The 18325-nt window shown below is 65.2% G+C and carries 16 protein-coding genes and 1 pseudogene; 9 read left to right on the top strand and 8 right to left on the bottom strand.

The window, feature by feature from the left end; genetic code table 11:
* The first annotated feature begins 36 nt into the window (after positions 1 to 36).
* Entirely contained in the window at positions 37 to 867 is an 831-nt protein-coding gene (bhcR, locus tag ASE66_RS09960; RefSeq protein WP_057189473.1) for an HTH-type transcriptional regulator BhcR, read from the top strand.
* Positions 868 to 904: 37 nt separating this feature from the next.
* On the opposite strand, the gene sucD is transcribed toward bhcR, so the two are convergent.
* Positions 905 to 1786, bottom strand: coding sequence for a succinate--CoA ligase subunit alpha (gene sucD, locus ASE66_RS09955; protein WP_057189472.1), 882 nt, complete (start codon positions 1784 to 1786; stop codon positions 905 to 907).
* A 3-nt stretch (positions 1787 to 1789) separates the two neighbouring features.
* Complete coding sequence (gene sucC, locus ASE66_RS09950) at positions 1790 to 2959, bottom strand: ADP-forming succinate--CoA ligase subunit beta (RefSeq protein ID WP_057189471.1); 1170 nt, start codon at positions 2957 to 2959, stop codon at positions 1790 to 1792.
* A gap of 485 nt (positions 2960 to 3444) precedes the next feature.
* On the opposite strand from sucC, the gene ASE66_RS32485 reads away from it, so the two are divergent.
* Entirely contained in the window at positions 3445 to 3861 is a 417-nt protein-coding gene (locus ASE66_RS32485; protein ID WP_162262470.1) for a hypothetical protein, read from the top strand.
* A gap of 67 nt (positions 3862 to 3928) precedes the next feature.
* On the opposite strand, the gene ASE66_RS09945 is transcribed toward ASE66_RS32485, so the two are convergent.
* Positions 3929 to 4165, bottom strand: coding sequence for a hypothetical protein (locus ASE66_RS09945; protein ID WP_057189470.1), 237 nt, complete (start codon positions 4163 to 4165; stop codon positions 3929 to 3931).
* A 258-nt stretch (positions 4166 to 4423) separates the two neighbouring features.
* On the opposite strand from ASE66_RS09945, the gene ASE66_RS09940 reads away from it, so the two are divergent.
* The gene (locus ASE66_RS09940; RefSeq protein ID WP_057189469.1) at positions 4424 to 5632 is read left to right on the top strand and encodes a succinylglutamate desuccinylase/aspartoacylase family protein; all 1209 of its coding nucleotides are present in this window, start codon (positions 4424 to 4426) and stop codon (positions 5630 to 5632) included.
* Between the two features lie 470 nt (positions 5633 to 6102).
* On the opposite strand, the gene ASE66_RS09935 is transcribed toward ASE66_RS09940, so the two are convergent.
* The 3 genes from ASE66_RS09935 to ASE66_RS09925 form a co-directional block, all read right to left on the bottom strand.
* The gene (locus ASE66_RS09935) at positions 6103 to 6930 is read right to left on the bottom strand and encodes an IclR family transcriptional regulator (protein WP_057189468.1); all 828 of its coding nucleotides are present in this window, start codon (positions 6928 to 6930) and stop codon (positions 6103 to 6105) included.
* A 105-nt stretch (positions 6931 to 7035) separates the two neighbouring features.
* Positions 7036 to 8595 carry an AMP-binding protein gene (locus ASE66_RS09930; RefSeq protein ID WP_057189467.1) on the bottom strand — a complete coding sequence of 520 codons (1560 nt, stop codon included), beginning with the start codon at positions 8593 to 8595 and terminating at the stop codon, positions 7036 to 7038.
* Between the two features lie 38 nt (positions 8596 to 8633).
* Positions 8634 to 9416 (bottom strand): enoyl-CoA hydratase/isomerase family protein, encoded by a 783-nt coding sequence (locus tag ASE66_RS09925; RefSeq protein WP_057189466.1) that lies wholly within the window; start codon positions 9414 to 9416, stop codon positions 8634 to 8636.
* Between the two features lie 244 nt (positions 9417 to 9660).
* On the opposite strand from ASE66_RS09925, the gene ASE66_RS09920 reads away from it, so the two are divergent.
* From ASE66_RS09920 to ASE66_RS09910, 3 genes are all read left to right on the top strand, one after another.
* Positions 9661 to 10731, top strand: a complete 1071-nt coding sequence (locus ASE66_RS09920) for a hypothetical protein (RefSeq protein WP_057189465.1) — start codon at positions 9661 to 9663, stop codon at positions 10729 to 10731.
* 29 nt (positions 10732 to 10760) lie between these two features.
* On the top strand, positions 10761 to 12329 hold the full coding sequence (locus ASE66_RS09915) for an AMP-binding protein (RefSeq protein WP_156412091.1): 1569 nt from the start codon (positions 10761 to 10763) through the stop codon (positions 12327 to 12329).
* 157 nt (positions 12330 to 12486) lie between these two features.
* On the top strand, positions 12487 to 13551 hold the full coding sequence (locus ASE66_RS09910) for an ABC transporter substrate-binding protein (RefSeq protein WP_057189463.1): 1065 nt from the start codon (positions 12487 to 12489) through the stop codon (positions 13549 to 13551).
* A 255-nt stretch (positions 13552 to 13806) separates the two neighbouring features.
* Here the strand turns inward: ASE66_RS09910 and ASE66_RS09905 are convergent, their stop codons facing one another.
* A complete protein-coding gene (locus tag ASE66_RS09905; RefSeq protein ID WP_057189882.1) occupies positions 13807 to 14862 on the bottom strand; it encodes an ABC transporter ATP-binding protein in 1056 nt (351 codons plus the stop codon).
* Between the two features lie 126 nt (positions 14863 to 14988).
* On the opposite strand from ASE66_RS09905, the gene ASE66_RS09900 reads away from it, so the two are divergent.
* The 3 genes from ASE66_RS09900 to ASE66_RS09890 are packed head-to-tail and all read left to right on the top strand — an operon-like array spanning position 14989 to position 17437.
* A complete protein-coding gene (locus ASE66_RS09900) occupies positions 14989 to 15819 on the top strand; it encodes an ABC transporter permease (RefSeq protein ID WP_057189462.1) in 831 nt (276 codons plus the stop codon).
* On the top strand, positions 15820 to 16656 hold the full coding sequence (locus tag ASE66_RS09895) for an ABC transporter permease (protein ID WP_057189461.1): 837 nt from the start codon (positions 15820 to 15822) through the stop codon (positions 16654 to 16656).
* 31 nt (positions 16657 to 16687) lie between these two features.
* The gene (locus tag ASE66_RS09890) at positions 16688 to 17437 is read left to right on the top strand and encodes a nitroreductase (RefSeq protein WP_244494856.1); all 750 of its coding nucleotides are present in this window, start codon (positions 16688 to 16690) and stop codon (positions 17435 to 17437) included.
* Between the two features lie 84 nt (positions 17438 to 17521).
* Here ASE66_RS09890 and ASE66_RS31315 read toward each other — a convergent pair.
* Positions 17522 to 18180, bottom strand: a pseudogene (locus ASE66_RS31315) (helix-turn-helix domain-containing protein); the annotation flags it as partial.
* Between the last annotated feature and the right edge of the window lie 145 nt (positions 18181 to 18325).

Here is an 18325-nt window from a genome sequence, read left to right as displayed (position 1 = left end):
TCTGCTACCGTCCCGGCGACGGTCAAGGAGATGCGCATGAGCCCGATCGAGCAACGCAAGGGGCGCGGGCGGCCGCGCTCGCTGAAGCCGGCGATCGCCGGCGGAGCGGTACAGGCGCTCGATCGCGGGTTGGCCCTGCTGGAGATCTTGGCCGAAGAGGACGGGCTGACGCTCAGCGAGCTCAGCCGGCGCTCGGACGTCTCGGCCTCGACGGCGCATCGCGTCCTGCTGACGCTCGAGAGCCGCGCTTACGTCCAGCACGACATGGAGCGTGGCATCTGGCTGGTTGGTGTCGGCGCTTTCAAGACCGGCTCGGCCTTCCTGCGCAACCGCCGCGTCGCGAGCATGGGGCGCGCCACCATGCATGCGCTGATGGAGGCCAGCGGCGAGACGGTCAATCTCGGCATCGAGGACAATGGCGAGGTGGTGTTCATCTCGCAGGTCGAGAGCCACGACACGCTGCGCGCCTTCTTCCGGGCGGGCAGCCGCGGCGCAATGCATGCCTCTGGCGTCGGCAAGGCGCTGCTGGCCGAGTTCCCCGAGCACCGCGTGCGCCAGATCTGCGCGCTCAGGCGCCTCGACCGCTTCACCGAGCACACGATCACGGATCTGGGCGAGTTCCTGCGCGAGCTCGCGCAGGGGCGTCGGAACGGCTGGGCGCTCGACGACGAGGAACGCACCCTCGGCATGCGCTGCGTCGCCGCGCCGATCTTCAACGAACATGCCGAAGCGATCGCCGGCGTTTCGGTATCGGGGCCGACCGTGCGCGTGACCCCGCGCAAGCTCGACGACTACGGACCGATGGTGCGCCGCGCCGCCGACGAGATCACCCGCTCGATCGGCGGCCGGCTGCCGAAGCGGGAGTGAGGTGCTCCCGGCCTTCTCCCGCAAGGGAAGAAGAGCGCTACCCACGCTCGGCGAGCGCCTGCCTGATGGTCTCGCCGACGAGATGCGCGCTCGGCGCGATCCGAACGCCCGCGGCCTCCAGCGCCCTGATCTTGCCGGCAGCATCACCCTTGCCGCGCAAGGTGAGCGCGCCGGCATGGCCCATGCGGCGCTCGGGCGGCGCCTCGCGGCCGACGATCAGCGCGACCACAGGCTTCGACGCAGGCGTGCCGGCAAGGTAGGCGGCGACCTCCTCTTCCTCCGTGCCGCCGATCTCGCCGATCAGCACCACGCCTTCGGTATCCGCGTCGTCGAGCAGGAGCTCGAGGCATTCGCGCATGCCGATGCCATGGATCGGATCGCCGCCGACGCCGATCGTCGCCGACTGGCCGAGCCCCGCCGCGGTGACCTGCGCCACCACCTCGCTCGTCAACGAGGCCGAGCGCGAGATGATGCCGACGCCGCCGGGACGCTCGCTGCCGGTCGCCATGACGCCGAGCTTGCCGACGCCCGGCACCAGGATGCCCTGCGAATTGGCGCCGACCAGGATGGTGCGCCCGCCCTTCAGCGCGGCCCGCACCCGCACCATGTCCAGTGTCGGCACGCGCTCGGTGACCGTGACCACCAGCGGCATCTCGGCTTCGATCGCCTCGATCATCGCGGCCGCGGCATTGGCCGGCGGCACGAAGACGATGCTCGCATTGGCGCCGGTCTCGCGCCGCGCTTCCGCCACGCGCTCATAGACCGGCAGGTTCAGATGCGAGCGACCGCCCTTGCCCGGCGTCACCCCGCCGACGACCTGCGTGCCGTACTCCATCATCCGCGCGACATGATAAGTTCCGGCCCAGCCGGTCATGCCCTGGCAGAGAACGCGGGTCTCGCGATTCAGAAAGACGGCCATGGCTCAGGCTCCCTTCTGCGCCAGCGCGACCGCCTTCGTGGCCGCAGTCCACATGTCCGGGCAGTCGATCACCGCGCAGCCGAAGTTCTGCAGGCGCGAGCGCCCGAAATCGGCGTTGTTGCCGGCGAGGCGGACGACCAGCGGCAGCGAGCGGCCGGTGCGGCGCAAGGCGATGCCGAGCCCCTCGGCGATGGTGTCGCAGGCTTGCATCCCGCCGCCATGTACATTGATGAGGATCGCGCGCGTCGCCGGATTGTCGAGCAGCAGCCCGAAGCCATGGGCGATGTCGAGGCTCTTGGCGGTGGTCCGGATGTCCATGAAATTGGCTGGCCGGCCCTTGGCGGCGACGACCATGTCAAGCGTGGCGAGACCTAAGCCGGCGCCATTCGCTACCATGCCAACATCGCCGTCGAGCTGGACATAGTTGAGCTGATGGCGTTGGGCCTGCAACTCGGCGGCGCTGGTGTCGTCCTCGTCGCGCAGCGCCGCGAGTTCGGGATGCCGGAACAGGGCGTTGTCGTCGAGCGTCATCTTGGCGTCGAGCGCGGCCAACCTCCCGTCTTCGGTGATCGCAAGCGGATTGAGCTCGATCAGGCTGGCGTCGAGCTCGACAAAGGCTCGCCGCAGGCCGTCCACGAGCGCGCAGCCTTGCTCGTGCAGCGCGCCCTCCAGACCAAGCGTCGCAACGAAGGCTGCCACCTCCTGCGCCCGCGCCTCGCCGCCGGTGCCGAGCCTGAGCTCGCGGATCTGGAGCTCGCCGCGCGCCGCCTGCTCCTCGATATCGGCGCCGCCCCGTTCGCTGCCGATCAGCATCACCTCGCCCGAGGTGGAATCGACCAGCAAAGCGAGATGCAGCTCGCGCCGCGCCGGCAGGGCGCGCTCGACGAGGACGCGCCTGACGATCTGGCCCGCCGGCCCCGCCTGGGCGGTCACAAGGTTCTTGCCGAGCAGCTCCTCGGCCGCAGCCTGGGCGGCGGCAGGGCTCTCCGCGCGTAAAATGCCACCGGCGCGCGCCCGGCCACCGGCATGGATCTGCGCCTTGACCACCACCGGGCCAGCGAGGCGCTGCGAAATCTCGCCGGCCTCCCGGGCGGTGATCGCGACGGCGCCCTCCGGCGCGTTCAGCCCATAGCGGGCCAGGAGATGCTTTGCCTGGAACTCATGGATTCTCATGATCCGGTCCCTCCACCAGCGCACAGCGCTCGTCACAAACCCATCTGGCATACATTATACCAGATAACTCGGATCGGCAACCGATTATCGTCCCGACGCCAGAGAGTCTTTGCAACGCGTGAGGAGATCCCGGCTCGGCGGCGAAGACGTCGATCGCGGCCATGCTCGGTTGCTCCGCGCACTCGCCGAACCCCTGCACATCCATTGATGTGCAGGGCCTGTCGAAGCCCGGCCGGACATCTTCTCGGTCGGCCCCCGGGGTCACAAATTTATATTTAAATTCAATAATTTATGAAGATTCAGAGACGCCAGAATCCAGTTTCACGGCACCAATTCTATCAAGCGGTTATGACGGCCCGGATGAGCGGATCACCTAGGTTTTGTAGCAAACGAATGTAGCAAATCTGGCAGGGTCAGCGAGCTGGCGGGGCCCTGAAAAGTGGTCCTCCCTGAAGTAGGCTTTCGCGCCTTGGAGGATGCCCATTATGCCGCAGAAGAAGCACAAGCCCGAAGAGCTCGTTGCGAAGCTGCGGCACACGGCTTTGCTATTCGACGGCCTCGGCATATGCGACATTCCTGCCCGAATAGCGTCGAACCCTGATGTTCGCTTGCTCTGCATGCCCGTAGAAGCCTTCGAGCACGCAGAGGCGCGAGCAAACCCCTTGCTCTCGTCGATGTTTCACGGACCGAATGACGGCAAGGTGTCGGAAGCGGTGAATCCCGTCGCGCTTCACGACGGAGGCGTCTGCACTCATTCCTACGGACGCCGCTCGGTGCGCGATGAATGCCCCGAACAAAAATGGCCCATCTGGCTCCGAACCGGCAGATCGGGACAGGGCGTCAAAGATCGACACGGGAAGTTAAGGAGGGTCAATTCCAGGGGACTTAAGCTTCCGACATGACGGCCGCCCATTTCTCGTGGTTTCGATCGGGACGCGGCCGCCTTGTGAGCTTTGGCCTTGTCGGGTTTCAAGCGCGGGAAAGGATCTCGGTATGGATCGTCGTTTCTTCATTTTGGGTGCGCTTGCGGCTGCGGGCGCCAGCCGCGCCGAAGCAGCCGTGGCCCCTGCATCGCCGCCCGCGCCTCTCGTCAAACGCGAGCCGGTTGCGTCGCTCGATGATCTCAAGCTCGAATATGCTCAAGGCCAGAACCAATCGCCTCACTGGCAGCATCGGGACAGCCGTTTTCGCCACCGTCCTCGTCATGTCAGGCGCCGTCAGGTCTGCCGGTTCGAGACGGATAGGCGCGGCCGGCGTGTCCGGCAGTGCCGCTGGGTCTGGATCTAACTTCGAAGCCTAGCCAAGGCTGCGTAGAGTTCTCGGCGTCATGGTCCTCGCCGGAATCAGGGCGAGCCCTGACACGCTACGAGACTTCGGCCACGACGACACCAACCGCCCCCAGGAAGACCTTTCTGCGCCGTCCCGGTGCGAGTGTCTCCCTTCACCACAAGAAAGGCTCCGGACATGACGGACAAACCCGAAAACGGCATCGATCGCCGTGATCTGATCGTGGCGTCTCTTGCTGCGGTCGGGGCGGTGACAGCGCTTGCGGCCAGTGCCGATCCGGCGACGGCTCAGGGCTTGGCCGCTCCCTCTGCCGGCGCCGCGGCCGGAAAACCTCAGGGCACGGTCTATACCGGAGAGGTCATCCAGGGGAAGAAAGTCGTCAGCGCGCTCGACGTCAACGACCTGGAACCCGGCAAGAAACACCTCTTGTATTTTCAGGGCGCACAGATGCGCACTGGACAGTACTGGTACGTGTCGGTGACGGTCGCCAGGGGCGCAAAGCCCGGCAAACGCGTTGTCCTGACCAGTGGCGTGCATGGCGACGAGATGAGCTCCGTGCATGCGGTCATGACCGTGATGAACCAGCTCGATCCGGCTCAGATGTCGGGCACGGTGATGGCGGTCACCGATATATCGCGCCCGGCCATGTTGGTCATGCAGCGCAAATGGCCCAATGCGAGCCGGAGCATCGATCTGGTCGACCTCAACAGGGAGTGGCCCGGAAACGAGAACGGCACCGCGCCCAGCCGGCACGCCGCGCTGGTGTTCAACCGGCTGCTGCGGCCGAACGCGGACGCCGCGATCGACTTCCATACCGGAACAACCGGCTTCGAAGTCAGCGCATTCAATATTGCCAGCATGGATGTGCCGGAGGTCAAGGCGATGGCCGACCTCTATCCAGTCGGCCAGATCCTCGACATGCCGAAACGTGCCTATCCCACAACCCTGCATAACGCGCTTCTCGCCGCGGGCATCCCAGCAATCTGCCCGGAAGTCGGCGCCGCGCGCGTCCTGGACCTCCCGATGATTGCGCTGTTCGTGGAGGGCACAATGAACGTGCTCAAGCAGCACGGCATCATCACCGGCCCGATGGGGCGCACCGGCAAGGATGTGCGCGTCTTTGTCGGCCGTGGCGCAGTCCCGGTTGCCGCAACCCAGGGCGGGTTCGTCGAGCATCTGGTCAAGCTCAACGACAAGGTCGAAGCCGGCCAGAAGATCGCCATCCAGCGCAACAGCTTCGGCGAAGTGGTGGCGGAATATGCAAGCAGCGTGACCGGCGAGATATCGGGCCTGCGCACCGACGTGATGTCGGAGCCCGGAGACAACCTGGCGTTTATTCTGTTCGAGAAGCCGGTCCCGGATGGTGACGAGACCTATCAGGAGTAGTCAGCGCCTTTCGGGCAAGCATCCGCAAGCCTCTGTGATTTCAGCGGCCTGCGGCGCGCCGGACCCTGCCTTCTCTTGCCGACGCATCAATTTCGAGTGCGGCAATCAGCGGCCTGATGCTTGCAAGCTCCGGGCATGCCGAGTCCGGCGCGTCGATTGGCGCGGGCAACCCTAACCCCGCCAGTGACGACACGTGCCAGGACGGCACGCATTTGGCAGTGCGTCTACACGTAAAGCGCCATGAGCGGACATCTGGCGATTGCCGGGCAGCTGACATTCTCAAGTTGAAACGGGGAGCAGCTTGCGAGCGAAGTGACGCCTCAACCTCACTGACGAAGCTGCATCGGTCAGACAGAGGTCGGCTGGAGCAGGCCTTGCGATGACTCGCCCGGTTCTCCGGCCAACCTCAGCCATGATCTTCCGAAAATCGAGGCGCCCGACATTCGTTCAACGGCGTCTTGACTGGTCCTCTAGATGCCTCTGTCAGGTCGACTAACCTGCGACGGGCTCGACACTGCCTGCGCCAGATCGAGGAGAGCGGGCGCGAGCCGGGTGCGCGCCTCTTCCACTGTACATTGCGTCGTCACGACGGCCGTGCCTACCGCCGCGATCACGGCGCCGGTCGGTCCGAAGACGGGAGCGGCTAGCGATATCTCGGTTTCGAAGGACTCGCGATGCGTCATCGCGAAACGATCGGCCCTGATCGTCTCGATGCGCTTTTCCAGCGCCTCGCGCGTCACCAGGGTCTGACTGGCATAGGCGACGGGCTCCGTCGCGGCGAGGATGCGGGCGCGCTCCTCGGCCGGCTTATAGGCCACCATGGCTTGTCCGAGCGCGCTGATATACCAGGGGAATTTCGACCCGGCGACGATGGTGGGGCTGACGACGTGACTGTTCCGGTAGCGGACGATGAAGATTACGTCCGTGCCGTCCATCTCGGCGAGGTTGACCGCCTCGCCATAGCGGCTGTTCCACTCCAGCATATAGGGCGTCGCTCGCTCCAGCAGGGCGTGGCAGCGCAGATAATTGGCGCTCAGCTGCAGCACCCGCGAGGTCAGGCTGTACTGGCGCGTCGCCTGGTCCTTCTGCAGATAGCCGAGGGCAACCAACGTCGCCGTGAAGCGCTGGGCGGCGCTCTTCTCCAGCCCGGTCACGGCCGCCACCTGTGTCAGCGTCAGGCTGGGGCGGCCGTCGTCGAAGGCCTGCAGGACGCTCAGCCCTTTCTCCAACGAGGAGTTGAAGAGGCCGGACTCGCCCGCAGGGCGAACCGTTTTCGCGGCAGGTTTGCCACTGTTCATGCCGAGCCCTTAGCTTGGAAACCAGACGCTTCCACCTATGGCCGGCCGGATCAGGAATAGCAATATCCGACCGTTTCTATCGACATGTGAAGCAATAGCTCGCCGTCAGCGTGCTGAATCACTACCTTCGCGCGCTGTTTCGGCATCCCAGCTTCCGGCCGTCGACAGCGGCAGCTCGGTCTTGCGGATGCGCTGCGTCGGCCCACGCGGGAAATCCGTGACGATCTCGATGAAACGAGGCACCTGATAATAGGCGAGATGCTGCTTGCACCAAGCCAGGATGTCGGCTGGCGCCACCGCCACGTCGGGCGCCGCGCGCACGAAGGCCTTGATATCCTGCTCGCCCATTTCGGAGGGGACGCCGATCACCGCCGATTCCTCGACGGTCGGATGAGCGTTGATCACGCGCTCGACCTCCCAGGCCGAGACGTTCTCGCCGCGCCGGCGCAGGGCGTCCTTCTTGCGGCCCGAGAAATAGAATTGGCCCTCGGCGTCGCGATAGCCGAGATCGCCGGAAAAGACGCAGCCGTCGCGCAGCACCTCGGCGGTCTTCTCGGGATTGCCGAGATATTCGAGCATGGTGATGCCGGGTTCCTTCGGCCGCAGGACGATCTCACCGACCGTGCCGTCCGCGATCTGATTTCCCGCCTCGTCGGCAATGAATGCGTCGAACTCCTCGACCGGCTTGCCGATCGAGCCGAGCGGCCCATCGTGGTTGAGCATGGTGAAGTTTCCGGCCTCGGTGATGCCGTAGCCCTCGCGGATCGATACGCCGAAGCGCTGCTCGAAGGCCTTCCAGCTCTGGGTCGGCGCCGCCGCTCCCCAAGCGATGCGGACGGGGTTGTCGCCGTCATCCGGCCGCTCAGGTTGCTTGAGCAAGAGGTTCATGGCTCCGCCGAGATAGTGGAACTGCGTCGCGCCATAGCGGCGCATCTGATCCCAGCACTGCGAGGCGCTGAAGCGCTCGACCATGCCGACGCGCACGCCATGCTGCAGGCTCATCAGTACCGTCATCCAGCCCGCGACGTGGAAGAACGGCTCCCAGAGGAAGAGCACGTCACCAGGCCGGACCTCGGCCAACAGGCCGGCATTCTTGGCGCCGATCTGGAACCAGCGCTCGGAAAGCACGGCACCCTTGGGCTCGCCGGTGGTGCCCGAAGTGTAAGAGACCATGCAGCGCCGTTCGAGGCCGCCGGCGGCGTGCGGGGGGACCAGCCCGCCCTGCGCCATGATGTCGGCGAGGGCCTTGAAACGCGGATCGCCGTCCGGCGTCTCGCCGCGCCAGAGCACGCCCTCGACGCGCGCGTCTTCGGACAGCGCGTGGGCGAGCTCCACGAATCCGCCATCGGCGATGATGAAGCGAGGCCGCGCGCTGGCGAGCTGGGTCCGGATGCCGAGCGCCTTGAGATGGACGCTGATCGGCACAACGATCGCGTCGAGCCAGGCCAGCGCGAAGAACAGGTAGATGTGCTCGGGCACGGTCGGCAGCATGAGGCCGACCCGGTCGCCCGGCCGGATGCCATGACGTAGCAGCGCCGCGGCGCGCGCGTCGATCTGCGTCTTGAGCTCGGCGAAGGTGATCACCTCCTCGCCGAACATCAAGAAGACGTCCGCGCCATTGGTCGCGGCCCGCCGCTCCACCAGCTGCCTCAGCGTCTCATTCATCGCGGCTTCTCCTTGCACCATAGCGTGCGTGCGCGGGGTCAGGCGGATTTGCGGGCGGCGCGAATGCGGAAGAACTCCTCCATGCACCGCTGTGGCTCCCCCGAGGCGAAAGCCTGCCTCTGCGCCTCCTCGGCGATCTGGAAGGCGCGGTCGAAAGCCGGCTGCGTCGCCTCGCGATAGGCGCGCTTGGTCAGCCGCAGTGCGACCGGCGGCTTGCCGCCTAGCTCGCGCGCGAATGCGATGCTCCGCGGGAGCACCTGCGCGGGTGGGACGATCTCGTTGAGCAGGCCAATCTGCCTCGCTTCCTGCGCGTCGATCATGCGGCCCGTCAGGATCAGCTCCATGCTCCTTGCGACACCGATGCGCTCGGCGAAGATCGCCCAGGGGCCGACGACGCTCGGAATGCCGTTGTTGAGCTCGGGCTGGCCCATGGTCACGCCGGCATGGCCGACCCGGTAATCAAGCAGCAGCGCGACCTGGAAACCGGACCCCGCCGCCAGCCCGTTGAGGGCGCAGATGGTCGGCTTCTCGATGCTGCGAATGATCTCGTAGAAGCTCTTGACCGCGGCGAGCCACCGATCGGCGTCGGCGCCGCCATCGAAATTCTGCGACTCGCTGAAATCCTGCCCGGAGCAGAAAGCCCGCTCGCCGGCGCCGGTCAGCACGACCGCCTTGACGGCATCATCGGCGCCGATCTGCGCCAGCATCCGGCCCAGTGCGGCGCGCATCGCGCTCGTCCAGGCGTTTAGCCGCGCGGGGTTGTTGAGCGTGACGATCGCAACGCCATCCTCATGGCGCAGAAGGAGTTCGGGATCGGTCATCACGGGCCCCACTGGATTGCGCGACCGAGCTTCTTCATGCCGGTCGACATCGAATATTGATAGTAACTATCACATTACGCCGATACCCGGAAGGCGATCAAGCCGGAAATGCGCCCCGCCAGGAAGACTGCACCGACGCGATCGCAGGGATCCGCGGGCTGCAGCACTAGCGACAAAGGACATTGACAATCATTATTTGATATCTCTACTCATTATTAGATAGCAACAAAGGTGGAGTCGGGGCATGATCCAGAGCGAGATCGAGGAACTGCGGGCGGATTGCGGCCTCGCCGCGAAGTTCTGGGGCCGGACCTTCGGCGCCATCGGCGCCATCGTCTTCCGCGAGAAGGGCGAGGACGCGATCAAGCGTCTCTGGCAGCTGATGCTCCACCAGCACCAGCAGGGCTTCTACAAGCAGGGGCTGATCAAGCTCGGCATCTCGCCGGACGAGCCGCCGGCGGTCGCGGCAGGCAAGTACCATTGGTACACCAACCTGATCGGCGGCCTGACGATGGAGTATGTCGAGGAGACGCCGAAGAAGGTCTGGATCCGCTACACCGCGCCGATGTGGACCTATCCAGGCACGTCCATGCTGGCGATGCCGGCCTCGCTCCGGCGCACGATCTTCTCGATCTGGCACCCCGCCAATGGCCGGATGATGGGCAATAAGCGCCTCGGTTGGGTCGCTACCAAATTCGTCATGGAGGGCGAGCCCTATGACGAGGGCTATTTCTACGAATACGACCACGACCTCGCACCGGGCGAGGAGCTGCGCTTCGAACAAGTCGCGCATACGCCGGAATTCGACCCCGCCAAGGCGCCCCGCCTCGACGAGAACCTGTGGCCAGAGTCCCGCATGCTGAAGGCGCGCCGCAACTGGTCGCGCGAATACGTCGCGACGACGCTCGACTGCCTTCGGCAGATGTATGGCCCCCATACCACCAATTATCTCTGGGAGCAGACGATGCGCGGCATGGCCGTGCAATATGCCAGGGAACTCAAGTCCGATACCGGCGTCGACGGCAACGATGCGGAGGCGATCGCGACTTTCTTCGCCCGCATGCTCAAGGCCCAGGGCCAGGATTTCGAGCTGCAGCGCCTCAGCGACGACCGGTTCGCGATCACGCTCGGCTCGTTCCTGCCCTTTACGCCGGATGCGCCGGAGGCGCTGCGCCATGCCAGCTTCGCCTTCCAGAGCGTCACGGCCTGGACGCTGAACGGCCGCGTCGCGGTCTCCCGCCAGCCGAGTCCGGATGCGCGCAACCCGACCGGCGAGACCTGGGAAATCGCGAACGCCGGCCGCTGGCTCTACTGACGCCCGCCCAGACCAAGGCATTGCCGATCATGCAGCATATCGACACTGACCTCTCGGTCAGCGATCTCCTCGACGCGCGCGTCCGCGAGCACGGCGACAGGGTGTTTTGTACCTGGCAACAGGAGAGCATCACCTATGCCGAACTCGGCGAGCGGGTGGACCGGTTGGCGAACGGCCTGCTGGCGAACGGCATCACGGCCGGAAGCCACGTCGCGGTCATGCTCGCCCATCATCCCGACCATATCCTGACCCTGCTCGCCCTGCTGCGGATCGGTGCGATCGAGGTGCCGATCAACACGCATCTGCGCGGAGAGGGCCTGTGCTACCAGCTCAGCCATAGCGAGCCGCAGGCGATCATCGCCGACGAGGAGTTCGCGGAGCAGCTGCTGCCGGCGCTCGACGCCGTCGGTGGGCCGGTACGGTTGATCTGGCGCGGCGCCAACGAGCCGCAACCCACTGCTCAGACGCAGGTGATCGGCTTCGTCGAGATGAGCCGCGGTCCGGCCGGGCGGCCGGCGCACCGCGCCGGCGCCGGGGACATCGTGGCGATCTGCTACACCTCGGGCACCACCGGGGCGCCGAAGGGCGTGCTGATGACCGATGCGATGTACCGCGCCGCGGCGACGAGCTCGCTGCTGCTGTCCGGCATCGACGAAGGCGATGTGCCGCTGTTCTGGGAGCCGATGTACCATCTCTTCGGCATCGAGGTGGTGGTGCTCGCCCTGTGCAAGCCGGTGACCCTCGCCATGGTCGAGCGTTTCAGCGCCTCGAGCTTCTGGCGCTGGGCGCGCGCGAGCAAGGCGACCCACATCCATTATGTCGGCGGCGTGCTGCAGCTGCTGCTTCGCCAGCCGCCACAGCCGGAGGATCGCAGCCACGGCATTCGCGTCGCCTGGGGCGGAGGCTGCCCAACGCAGACCTGGCATCCTTTCGAGGAGCGCTTCGGCATCGAGATGCGCGACAGCTTCGGCATGACCGAGACGGCGGCGCTCAACATCGTCAACACCCGCGGCATTCCGGGCGCGCTCGGCGTCCCTCTGCCCTATTTCGAGGCGCGCGTGATCGACGAGGCCGGCGAGCCTGCCGGCACCGGCGAGGTCGGACAACTGCTGATCCGCGGCAAGCAGCCCGGCATCGTCACGCCCGGCTACTACCGCAATCCCGAGGCGACGGCGGCGACCATCCGGGAAGGCTGGTTGCATACCGGCGATCTGGTCCGCCAGGACGAGGACGGCGTGTTCTGGTTCTTCGCCCGCCAGAAGGACAGCATCCGCCGGCGCGGGGAGAACGTCTCGGCCTGGGAGGTCGAGCGCGTGATCAACCAGCATCCGCAGGTCGAGGAGAGCGCCGCGATCATGGTGGTCAACGAGTTCGGCGACGAGGACCTCAAGGTCTTCATCAAGCCGGTCGGGAAACCCTTCGCGGTCGAGCCATTCCTGTCCTGGTGTCGCGAGCGCATGGCGAAATTCCAGGTACCGCGCTTCGTCGCCTTTGCCGACGACTTCCCGCGCACGCCGACCCAGCGCATCCGCAAGCACGAGCTCAGCAAGGCGCTGGACGATGGCTGGGATGCCGAAAAGCTTGCGTCAGCGCCGTGAGAGCGCGGCATGGCGGCGGAGATGTCGACGGCGTGGACGGGAGGCGTGGCGCGCTCACGGACTTTCCCGTTCGCACCATCGCAGTTCAACGTTGACATCCTCGACCGTTGTGCAACGATATTAGATATAAGTTATCAATATATGATAAGGAGGGGATATGACCGACAAGCCTGAACTGCTCCTCGCGAGCAATCGCCGCCGCTTCCTGGGTGGTCTTGCGGCAACGGCCGCATTCACTGCCTCTGCGCCCGCGATCATCGGTGCCCGTGCCCAGGCGCAGCCGCTGGTGATGGTCAGCTATGGCGGCTCCTATGCCGAAGCCTTAAAGGAAGTGATCGCCGATCCTTTCACCAAGGCGAGCGGCATTCCCGTCCAGATCCTGAACACGCCGGACCTCGCGAAGGTCAAGGCGCAGGTTACCTCGAAGAATGTCGAATGGGACATCTTCGACGCCTCCGGCCCGCTGATCATGGCCGGCTCGAACAACAACTACTGGGAGGATATCGACACCTCGATCGTCAAGACCGGGGCGATCGTCGGCGGCGTCGGCCGTGACCGGGTGCCGAACTACATCTTCTGCGGCGGCATCGCCTGGAACACGACGGGCAACGCGACCAAGCGGCCGCAGACCTTCGCTCAGCTCTGGGACACCGGAGCCTTTCCGGGCCGACGCGGCTTCCGCAACCGCGTCTCGGAAACGCTCGAGGTCGCACTCCTGGCCGATGGAGTTGCGCCTAAGGATCTCTATCCGCTGGATGTCGAGCGCGGCTTCAAGGCGCTCGAGCGGATCAAGCCGCATGTCCGCAAGTGGTTCGAGCAGACCCCGCAGATGGTGACGCTGATCCAGAGCAGCGAGATCGACTTCATCTACGCCTATCCGAACCGGATCCGGGCGGCCGTGCAGACCGGTGTGCCGCTGGCCTTCTCGTTCGAGCAGAACGTCAACGCGTTCAACTACATGGCGGTGCTGAAGGGTTCGAAGCGCAAGAAGGCGGCGATGGAGTATCTCGCCTTCGCCCTGCAGCCCGGGACGCAGGCCAAGCTCGCCGAGAAGCTCAGCCTCGCCCCCGTGCTCACCGAGGCGACCAAGCTGATGTCGGAAGATGCCCGCAAATGGCTGCCGAACCTGACGAGCCAGACCAACGCATTCATCGACGACGAGTACTGGGGCAAAAACTACGACACGCTGGACAAGCGCTTCAAGGAATGGCTGCTGCTCTGATCGCAGCGCCGAGGGCACCTATCGGGCGGCCGTAGTCGCAGGCCGACCGATACGGTGCTCCCGTCGAGGGGCGCGGGCTTTGCCAGGCGGGTTGTTCGAATCTGATCGGCCCCGCGCAAATGACCAGCTAGACGAACGGGCCGGCGCTGATGCGCTGGCCCGTTTCATTTTCGCCCGGCTCGCCGCAACAGGTTGCCGGGCTGCGGTGGAGGCAACCTCAGCAGACAGCCTCGCCTGATTCGGGTTCTCGAGGCCTTAGGACTTGGCCTCGAGCAGCAGTGCGTCCTGAGGCTCCCAACCAATGCGGGCAGTGGAGCCGAGCTTGCGATCCGCCGAGTGGCTCGTCGGCGCCTTTACAGTAAAAGCCTGGCTGCCACTGCGAACCGTCAGGCGCATCGTCTCCCCGACGAAGGCGATCTCCTCGATCTGGCCCGAGACTTCGTTAGCGCGGCTCTCGCCATCGGCGAGGACGGCGATCTTGTCGGGACGGATCATCAGGCGGTTGGCTGCGCCGCTGGCATACTGGGCGATGCGGATGTCCTGCCCCGACGCGTCGAGGCGCACGCGATCGGGCGCGACGATATCGCAGGCAAGCAGGTTGGATTCACCGATGAAATCGGCGACGAAGGCGTTAGCGGGCTTGAAGTAGAGTTCCTGCGGTGTGCCGAGCTGCTCGATCTGGCCGGCATTCATCAGACAGATCCGATCCGAGAGATAGAGAGCCTCCTCCTGGTCGTGGGTAACGTAGAGGATCGTGATGCCCATCTCTTTGTGGATGCGCCGGATCTCCTGCTGCAACTGCTCGCGCAGCTTCTTGTCTAGCGCGCCGAGCGGCTCGTCCATCAGGATCACCGGCGGCTGGTAGACCAGGCACCTGGCGATGGCGACACGCTGCTGCTGGCCGCCCGAGAGCTCGCGCGGCTTGCGATGCGCGATATGCCCGAGCTGTACGATGTCGAGGATCTTCTCGACCCGGCGCTTGATCTCGGCCGATGCCGTCCGCCGGATCCGCAGCGGAAAGGCGATGTTGTCGAACACCGACATGTGCGGCACGAGCGCATAGCTCTGGAACACCATGCCGAGGCCACGCTGGCGCGGCGGCACATGGGTCACGTCGCGGCCGCCGATCGAGACGATGCCGCGATCGGGCGAGATCATCCCGGCAACGACGTTCAGCAGCGTTGTCTTGCCTGAGCCGCTGGCGCCGAGGAGCGTCAGGAATTCTCCCTCGGGAATGGTCAGGTCGACTCCGTTGAGCGCGGCGAAGTTCGCATAGCTCTTCGCAATGCCGCTCAGTGCCACCGTGCTCATGCTCGACCCCATTGTGCGGCTCCCTATCGCCGCATCCAGGGCAGAGCATATTGTCGATGAGCGATATTGTAAATTGATAACATATGGCACATAGTGATATAACTATCGCCCTCGACAGAGGCTGGAATGATCGCAACCCGACGCCCCGAGCTGCTGCCTTCGCTCGCGCTTTTCGCCACGCCGGCGGCGCTGGTCGCGCTCTGCCTGTTCGTGCTTCCGATGATCTTCGTCGCGGCCTACACGGTCGGCGAGGAGCGCGGCCTGCTGGACGGCGTCCGCGAGGTCGCCGGGTCGAACCTCGTCTTCCGGGTTTTCCTGAACACCGTACACATCAGCCTGACCACCGCCTTCGTCAGCGTGCTTCTGGCCTATCCGGTGGCCCTGCACGTGATGCGCCAGAAGCGGCTCTGGAAGGCGGTCTGCCTGACGCTGGTGCTGGTGCCGTTCTGGACCAGCATTCTGGTGAAGAGCTACGCCTTCATCGTGATCCTCGGCGAGCGCGGCGTGATCAACACCGCCCTGCGCGCCTGGGGGTTCGAAGGCTTCGACATGATGTTCAATCGCTTCGCCGTCATCGTCGGCATGAGCAACGCGCTCATTCCCTTTGCGATTTTTCCGATCCTCGCCAGTCTGTCCGCGCAGAACCAGTCGATCCAGGCCGCGGGCGAGGTGATGGGTGCCTCGCCGATGCGGGTGTTCTGGTCGATCACCTTCCCGCAGAGCCTGCCCGGCGTCCTGGCGGCCTTCCTGCTCTGCCTCGTCCTGTCCATGGGCTTCTTCGTCACCCCGGCCCTGCTCGGCGGGCGCCAGGACATGATGATGGCGAACGTCATCGACCTCTATACCCGCGAGGTCCTGGACTGGCAGAGCGCCTCGATCATCGCGCTGCTGCTGCTGCTGTTCTGCGGCCTGCTCGCCGGCGCGGTCCTGAAACTGCAGCTGAAGGTGGGGCGCTAGATGACCGCGACGACAGCAAGACCCGGCCTCCGGATCGGAGCGCGCCTGCCGCGCGCCTCGACCGTGCTCGCCTGCCTGGTCTATGCCTATCTGGTCGTGCCCAGCCTCGTCGTCATGCCGATTTCTCTGTCGGAGGCCGGTGAGTTCACGTTCGACAAGGCGCGCCTGTCGCTGAACCTGTTCCGGCAGTTCTTCGGCTCCGAGGCCTGGATCGCGGCCCTGTGGAACAGCCTGCAGGTCGCGACCGCCGCCTCGATACTGGCAACGCTGATCGGCATCCCCGCCGCCTATGCCTTTGCGCGCGGACGCTTCTGCGGGCGCTCGACCGTGCAGATGCTGGTGATCTCGCCGATGTTCGTGCCGGTCATCGTGATCGCGCTCGGGCTCTATTTCCTGGCCGCGGCGACTGGACAGCAGGGGCGGTTCACGACGCTCGTCCTGGCCCACGCCATGTACGGGCTGCCCTTCGTCGTCATGCTCGTCCTCAGCGGCATGACCCAGGTCGACCCGGCCCTTGAGAAGGCGGCCATGGTGATGGGCGCATCGCCGGCACGCGTCTTCGTCCAGGTTGTGCTGCCGCAGCTGAAAATCTCGATCTTTGCCGGTTTCCTCTTCGCCTTCCTGGCCTCGTTCGACGAGGTCGTCATCGCCTGGTTCCTGAACGGCCCGACGACGATTACCCTGCCGGTCAAGATGTACAGCAGCATCATGTGGGAGAACACGCCGGTGATCGCGGCCGTCTCGACCATGCTGACGCTGCTCTCCTTCGCGGTCTGCCTCCTCGCCATGATGCTGGGCGCAAATCCCGGTGCAAAGGTCGCCGAGGCGGGACGATAGCCCGGCGGCTTCCGCCACCCCCTCGCAGTCCATGCCGAGACCGCGCTCCAGAGACGGACTGAGTATGATGGAACGGAGCCTGCCGACACCTGCCGCTTTGGAGGCCGGGGACGCCCTTGCCTTCGAGCGGCTTGCCGATGCGCGTCGCAGCTGTCGCGCTTTCCTGCCCGATCCGCTTCCGCAGGCGCTGATCGACCGTATCCTGACGATCGCGCAGCGGGCGCCTTCCTGGAACAATGTACAGCCCTGGCAGCTCCTGATCACCCGGGACGAGGGGACGGAGCGCTTCCGCCGGCTGATGCTGGACAAGGCGGGCTCGTCGGCACCTGCCCGGCGCGACTTCCCCTTTCCGCGCGAATATGCCGGCGACCATCTCGCGCGGCGACGCGCCTGCGGGTTCCAGCTCTATGCCGCGGTCGGCATCGAGCGCGGCGACAAGGCGGCCTATGCACATCAGACGATGCGCAACTTCGCCCTGTTCGACGCCCCACATGTCGCCATCGTCACCAGCGACGAGGCGCTGGGCGTGTACGGCGCCGTCGACTGCGGCGGCTATGTCTCGCATTTCATTCTGGCCGCCCAGTCGCTCGGTATCGGCACGATCGCGCAAGGAGCCCTCGCCGAGTATGCCGCTGATATCCGTGAGCATTTTTTCTTGCCGGACAACCGAAGGGTGGTTTGCGGCATATCATTCGGATGGCCGGACGATGCCCATGCGGCGAATAGCTTCAAAACCGAACGAGTGGTGCAGTCGGAGGTCGTCAGGTGGGTCGTTAGCTGAAGGCGGCCGACGTACGCGTGGCAAGCAAGACTGAGAGCGGCCACACGCTGCTCTAACCAATGCGCGACTCGTCAGGACCTCAAAGTCTAGGTGTGTCGAGAGATAGTACCAGCCCCAGCCGGTGTTCTTGAGGTAGGTAAAGTCGGTCTGCCAGAGCTGGTTGGGCGCCGTCGTCTTGTCCTTGCACTCGGACGCCGCCTTGATGACGATGTAGGCTAAGGCTGGTGATCAGATCATGCGCCTTCAGCAGCCGACACGCCGATGCTTCCGAGACGAAGTAGCGCTTTTCGTCGGTGAAGCGCACCGCGAGCTCGCGTTGGCTCAGCTCCGTCTCGCGCAGCGCCAGATCGACGATCTCGGCCCGGATTGTGTCGGGGATCCGGTTCCAGACGCGATCTGGCCGCGAGCGATGATCGGCAAGCGCCTCGATCCCGCCTGCGAGATAGCGATCAGACCAGCGGTAGAACGTGGCGCAGGGAAAATGCCGAGCTTGTCCAGTGTGCGCCGTGCCGGCAGATGCGAGGCCTTGACCAGCCGTAATACATCGACGCGGCGATCCCCTCGGGCTGGTACAGCTCGGCGATGCTCTCCTCGCCGCGCACGCGCTCCAGCACGATGCGGATCTTCTCTTCGGCCGAGAACTGTCGCCGCGTCGCTCGGCGGATGTCCTTTACGACCTGCTCTGCCGGCGCTTTCTCCGGACCTGATGTCGCGGGCGATTGAAAGAAATAGACGGACTGCAGGCTTCCAGCTCGGTATGATATATTCAGAGGCAGTCCCGAAAATTGTTGCGAGCCACTCTGCGTAGTGGCTAGCTCACCCCCTTCGGCGAGGGCAATGTCTGCGTCGCCGTCCATTCCGATCATCTCCTGGGATCACAAATACGAA

It is taken from the genome of Allobosea sp. Root483D1, from assembly GCF_001429505.1.
GTDB lineage: Bacteria > Pseudomonadota > Alphaproteobacteria > Rhizobiales > Beijerinckiaceae > Allobosea.
The sequence above is the reverse complement of the archived record's forward strand: the minus strand, read 5'-3'. Positions and strand labels throughout refer to the sequence as shown.

Excerpts from the sequence above, each read along its gene's own strand:
- bhcR (WP_057189473.1), top strand. The coding sequence starts at position 37 with ATGAGCCCGATCGAGCAACGCAAGGGGCGCGGGCGGCCGCGCTCGCTG.
- sucD (WP_057189472.1), bottom strand. The coding sequence starts at position 1,786 with ATGGCCGTCTTTCTGAATCGCGAGACCCGCGTTCTCTGCCAGGGCATG.
- sucC (WP_057189471.1), bottom strand. The coding sequence starts at position 2,959 with ATGAGAATCCATGAGTTCCAGGCAAAGCATCTCCTGGCCCGCTATGGG.
- ASE66_RS32485 (WP_162262470.1), top strand. The coding sequence starts at position 3,445 with ATGCCGCAGAAGAAGCACAAGCCCGAAGAGCTCGTTGCGAAGCTGCGG.
- ASE66_RS09945 (WP_057189470.1), bottom strand. The coding sequence starts at position 4,165 with ATGACGAGGACGGTGGCGAAAACGGCTGTCCCGATGCTGCCAGTGAGG.
- ASE66_RS09940 (WP_057189469.1), top strand. The coding sequence starts at position 4,424 with ATGACGGACAAACCCGAAAACGGCATCGATCGCCGTGATCTGATCGTG.
- ASE66_RS09935 (WP_057189468.1), bottom strand. The coding sequence starts at position 6,930 with ATGAACAGTGGCAAACCTGCCGCGAAAACGGTTCGCCCTGCGGGCGAG.
- ASE66_RS09930 (WP_057189467.1), bottom strand. The coding sequence starts at position 8,595 with ATGAATGAGACGCTGAGGCAGCTGGTGGAGCGGCGGGCCGCGACCAAT.
- ASE66_RS09925 (WP_057189466.1), bottom strand. The coding sequence starts at position 9,416 with ATGACCGATCCCGAACTCCTTCTGCGCCATGAGGATGGCGTTGCGATC.
- ASE66_RS09920 (WP_057189465.1), top strand. The coding sequence starts at position 9,661 with ATGATCCAGAGCGAGATCGAGGAACTGCGGGCGGATTGCGGCCTCGCC.
- ASE66_RS09915 (WP_156412091.1), top strand. The coding sequence starts at position 10,761 with ATGCAGCATATCGACACTGACCTCTCGGTCAGCGATCTCCTCGACGCG.
- ASE66_RS09910 (WP_057189463.1), top strand. The coding sequence starts at position 12,487 with ATGACCGACAAGCCTGAACTGCTCCTCGCGAGCAATCGCCGCCGCTTC.
- ASE66_RS09905 (WP_057189882.1), bottom strand. The coding sequence starts at position 14,862 with ATGAGCACGGTGGCACTGAGCGGCATTGCGAAGAGCTATGCGAACTTC.
- ASE66_RS09900 (WP_057189462.1), top strand. The coding sequence starts at position 14,989 with ATGATCGCAACCCGACGCCCCGAGCTGCTGCCTTCGCTCGCGCTTTTC.
- ASE66_RS09895 (WP_057189461.1), top strand. The coding sequence starts at position 15,820 with ATGACCGCGACGACAGCAAGACCCGGCCTCCGGATCGGAGCGCGCCTG.
- ASE66_RS09890 (WP_244494856.1), top strand. The coding sequence starts at position 16,688 with ATGCCGAGACCGCGCTCCAGAGACGGACTGAGTATGATGGAACGGAGC.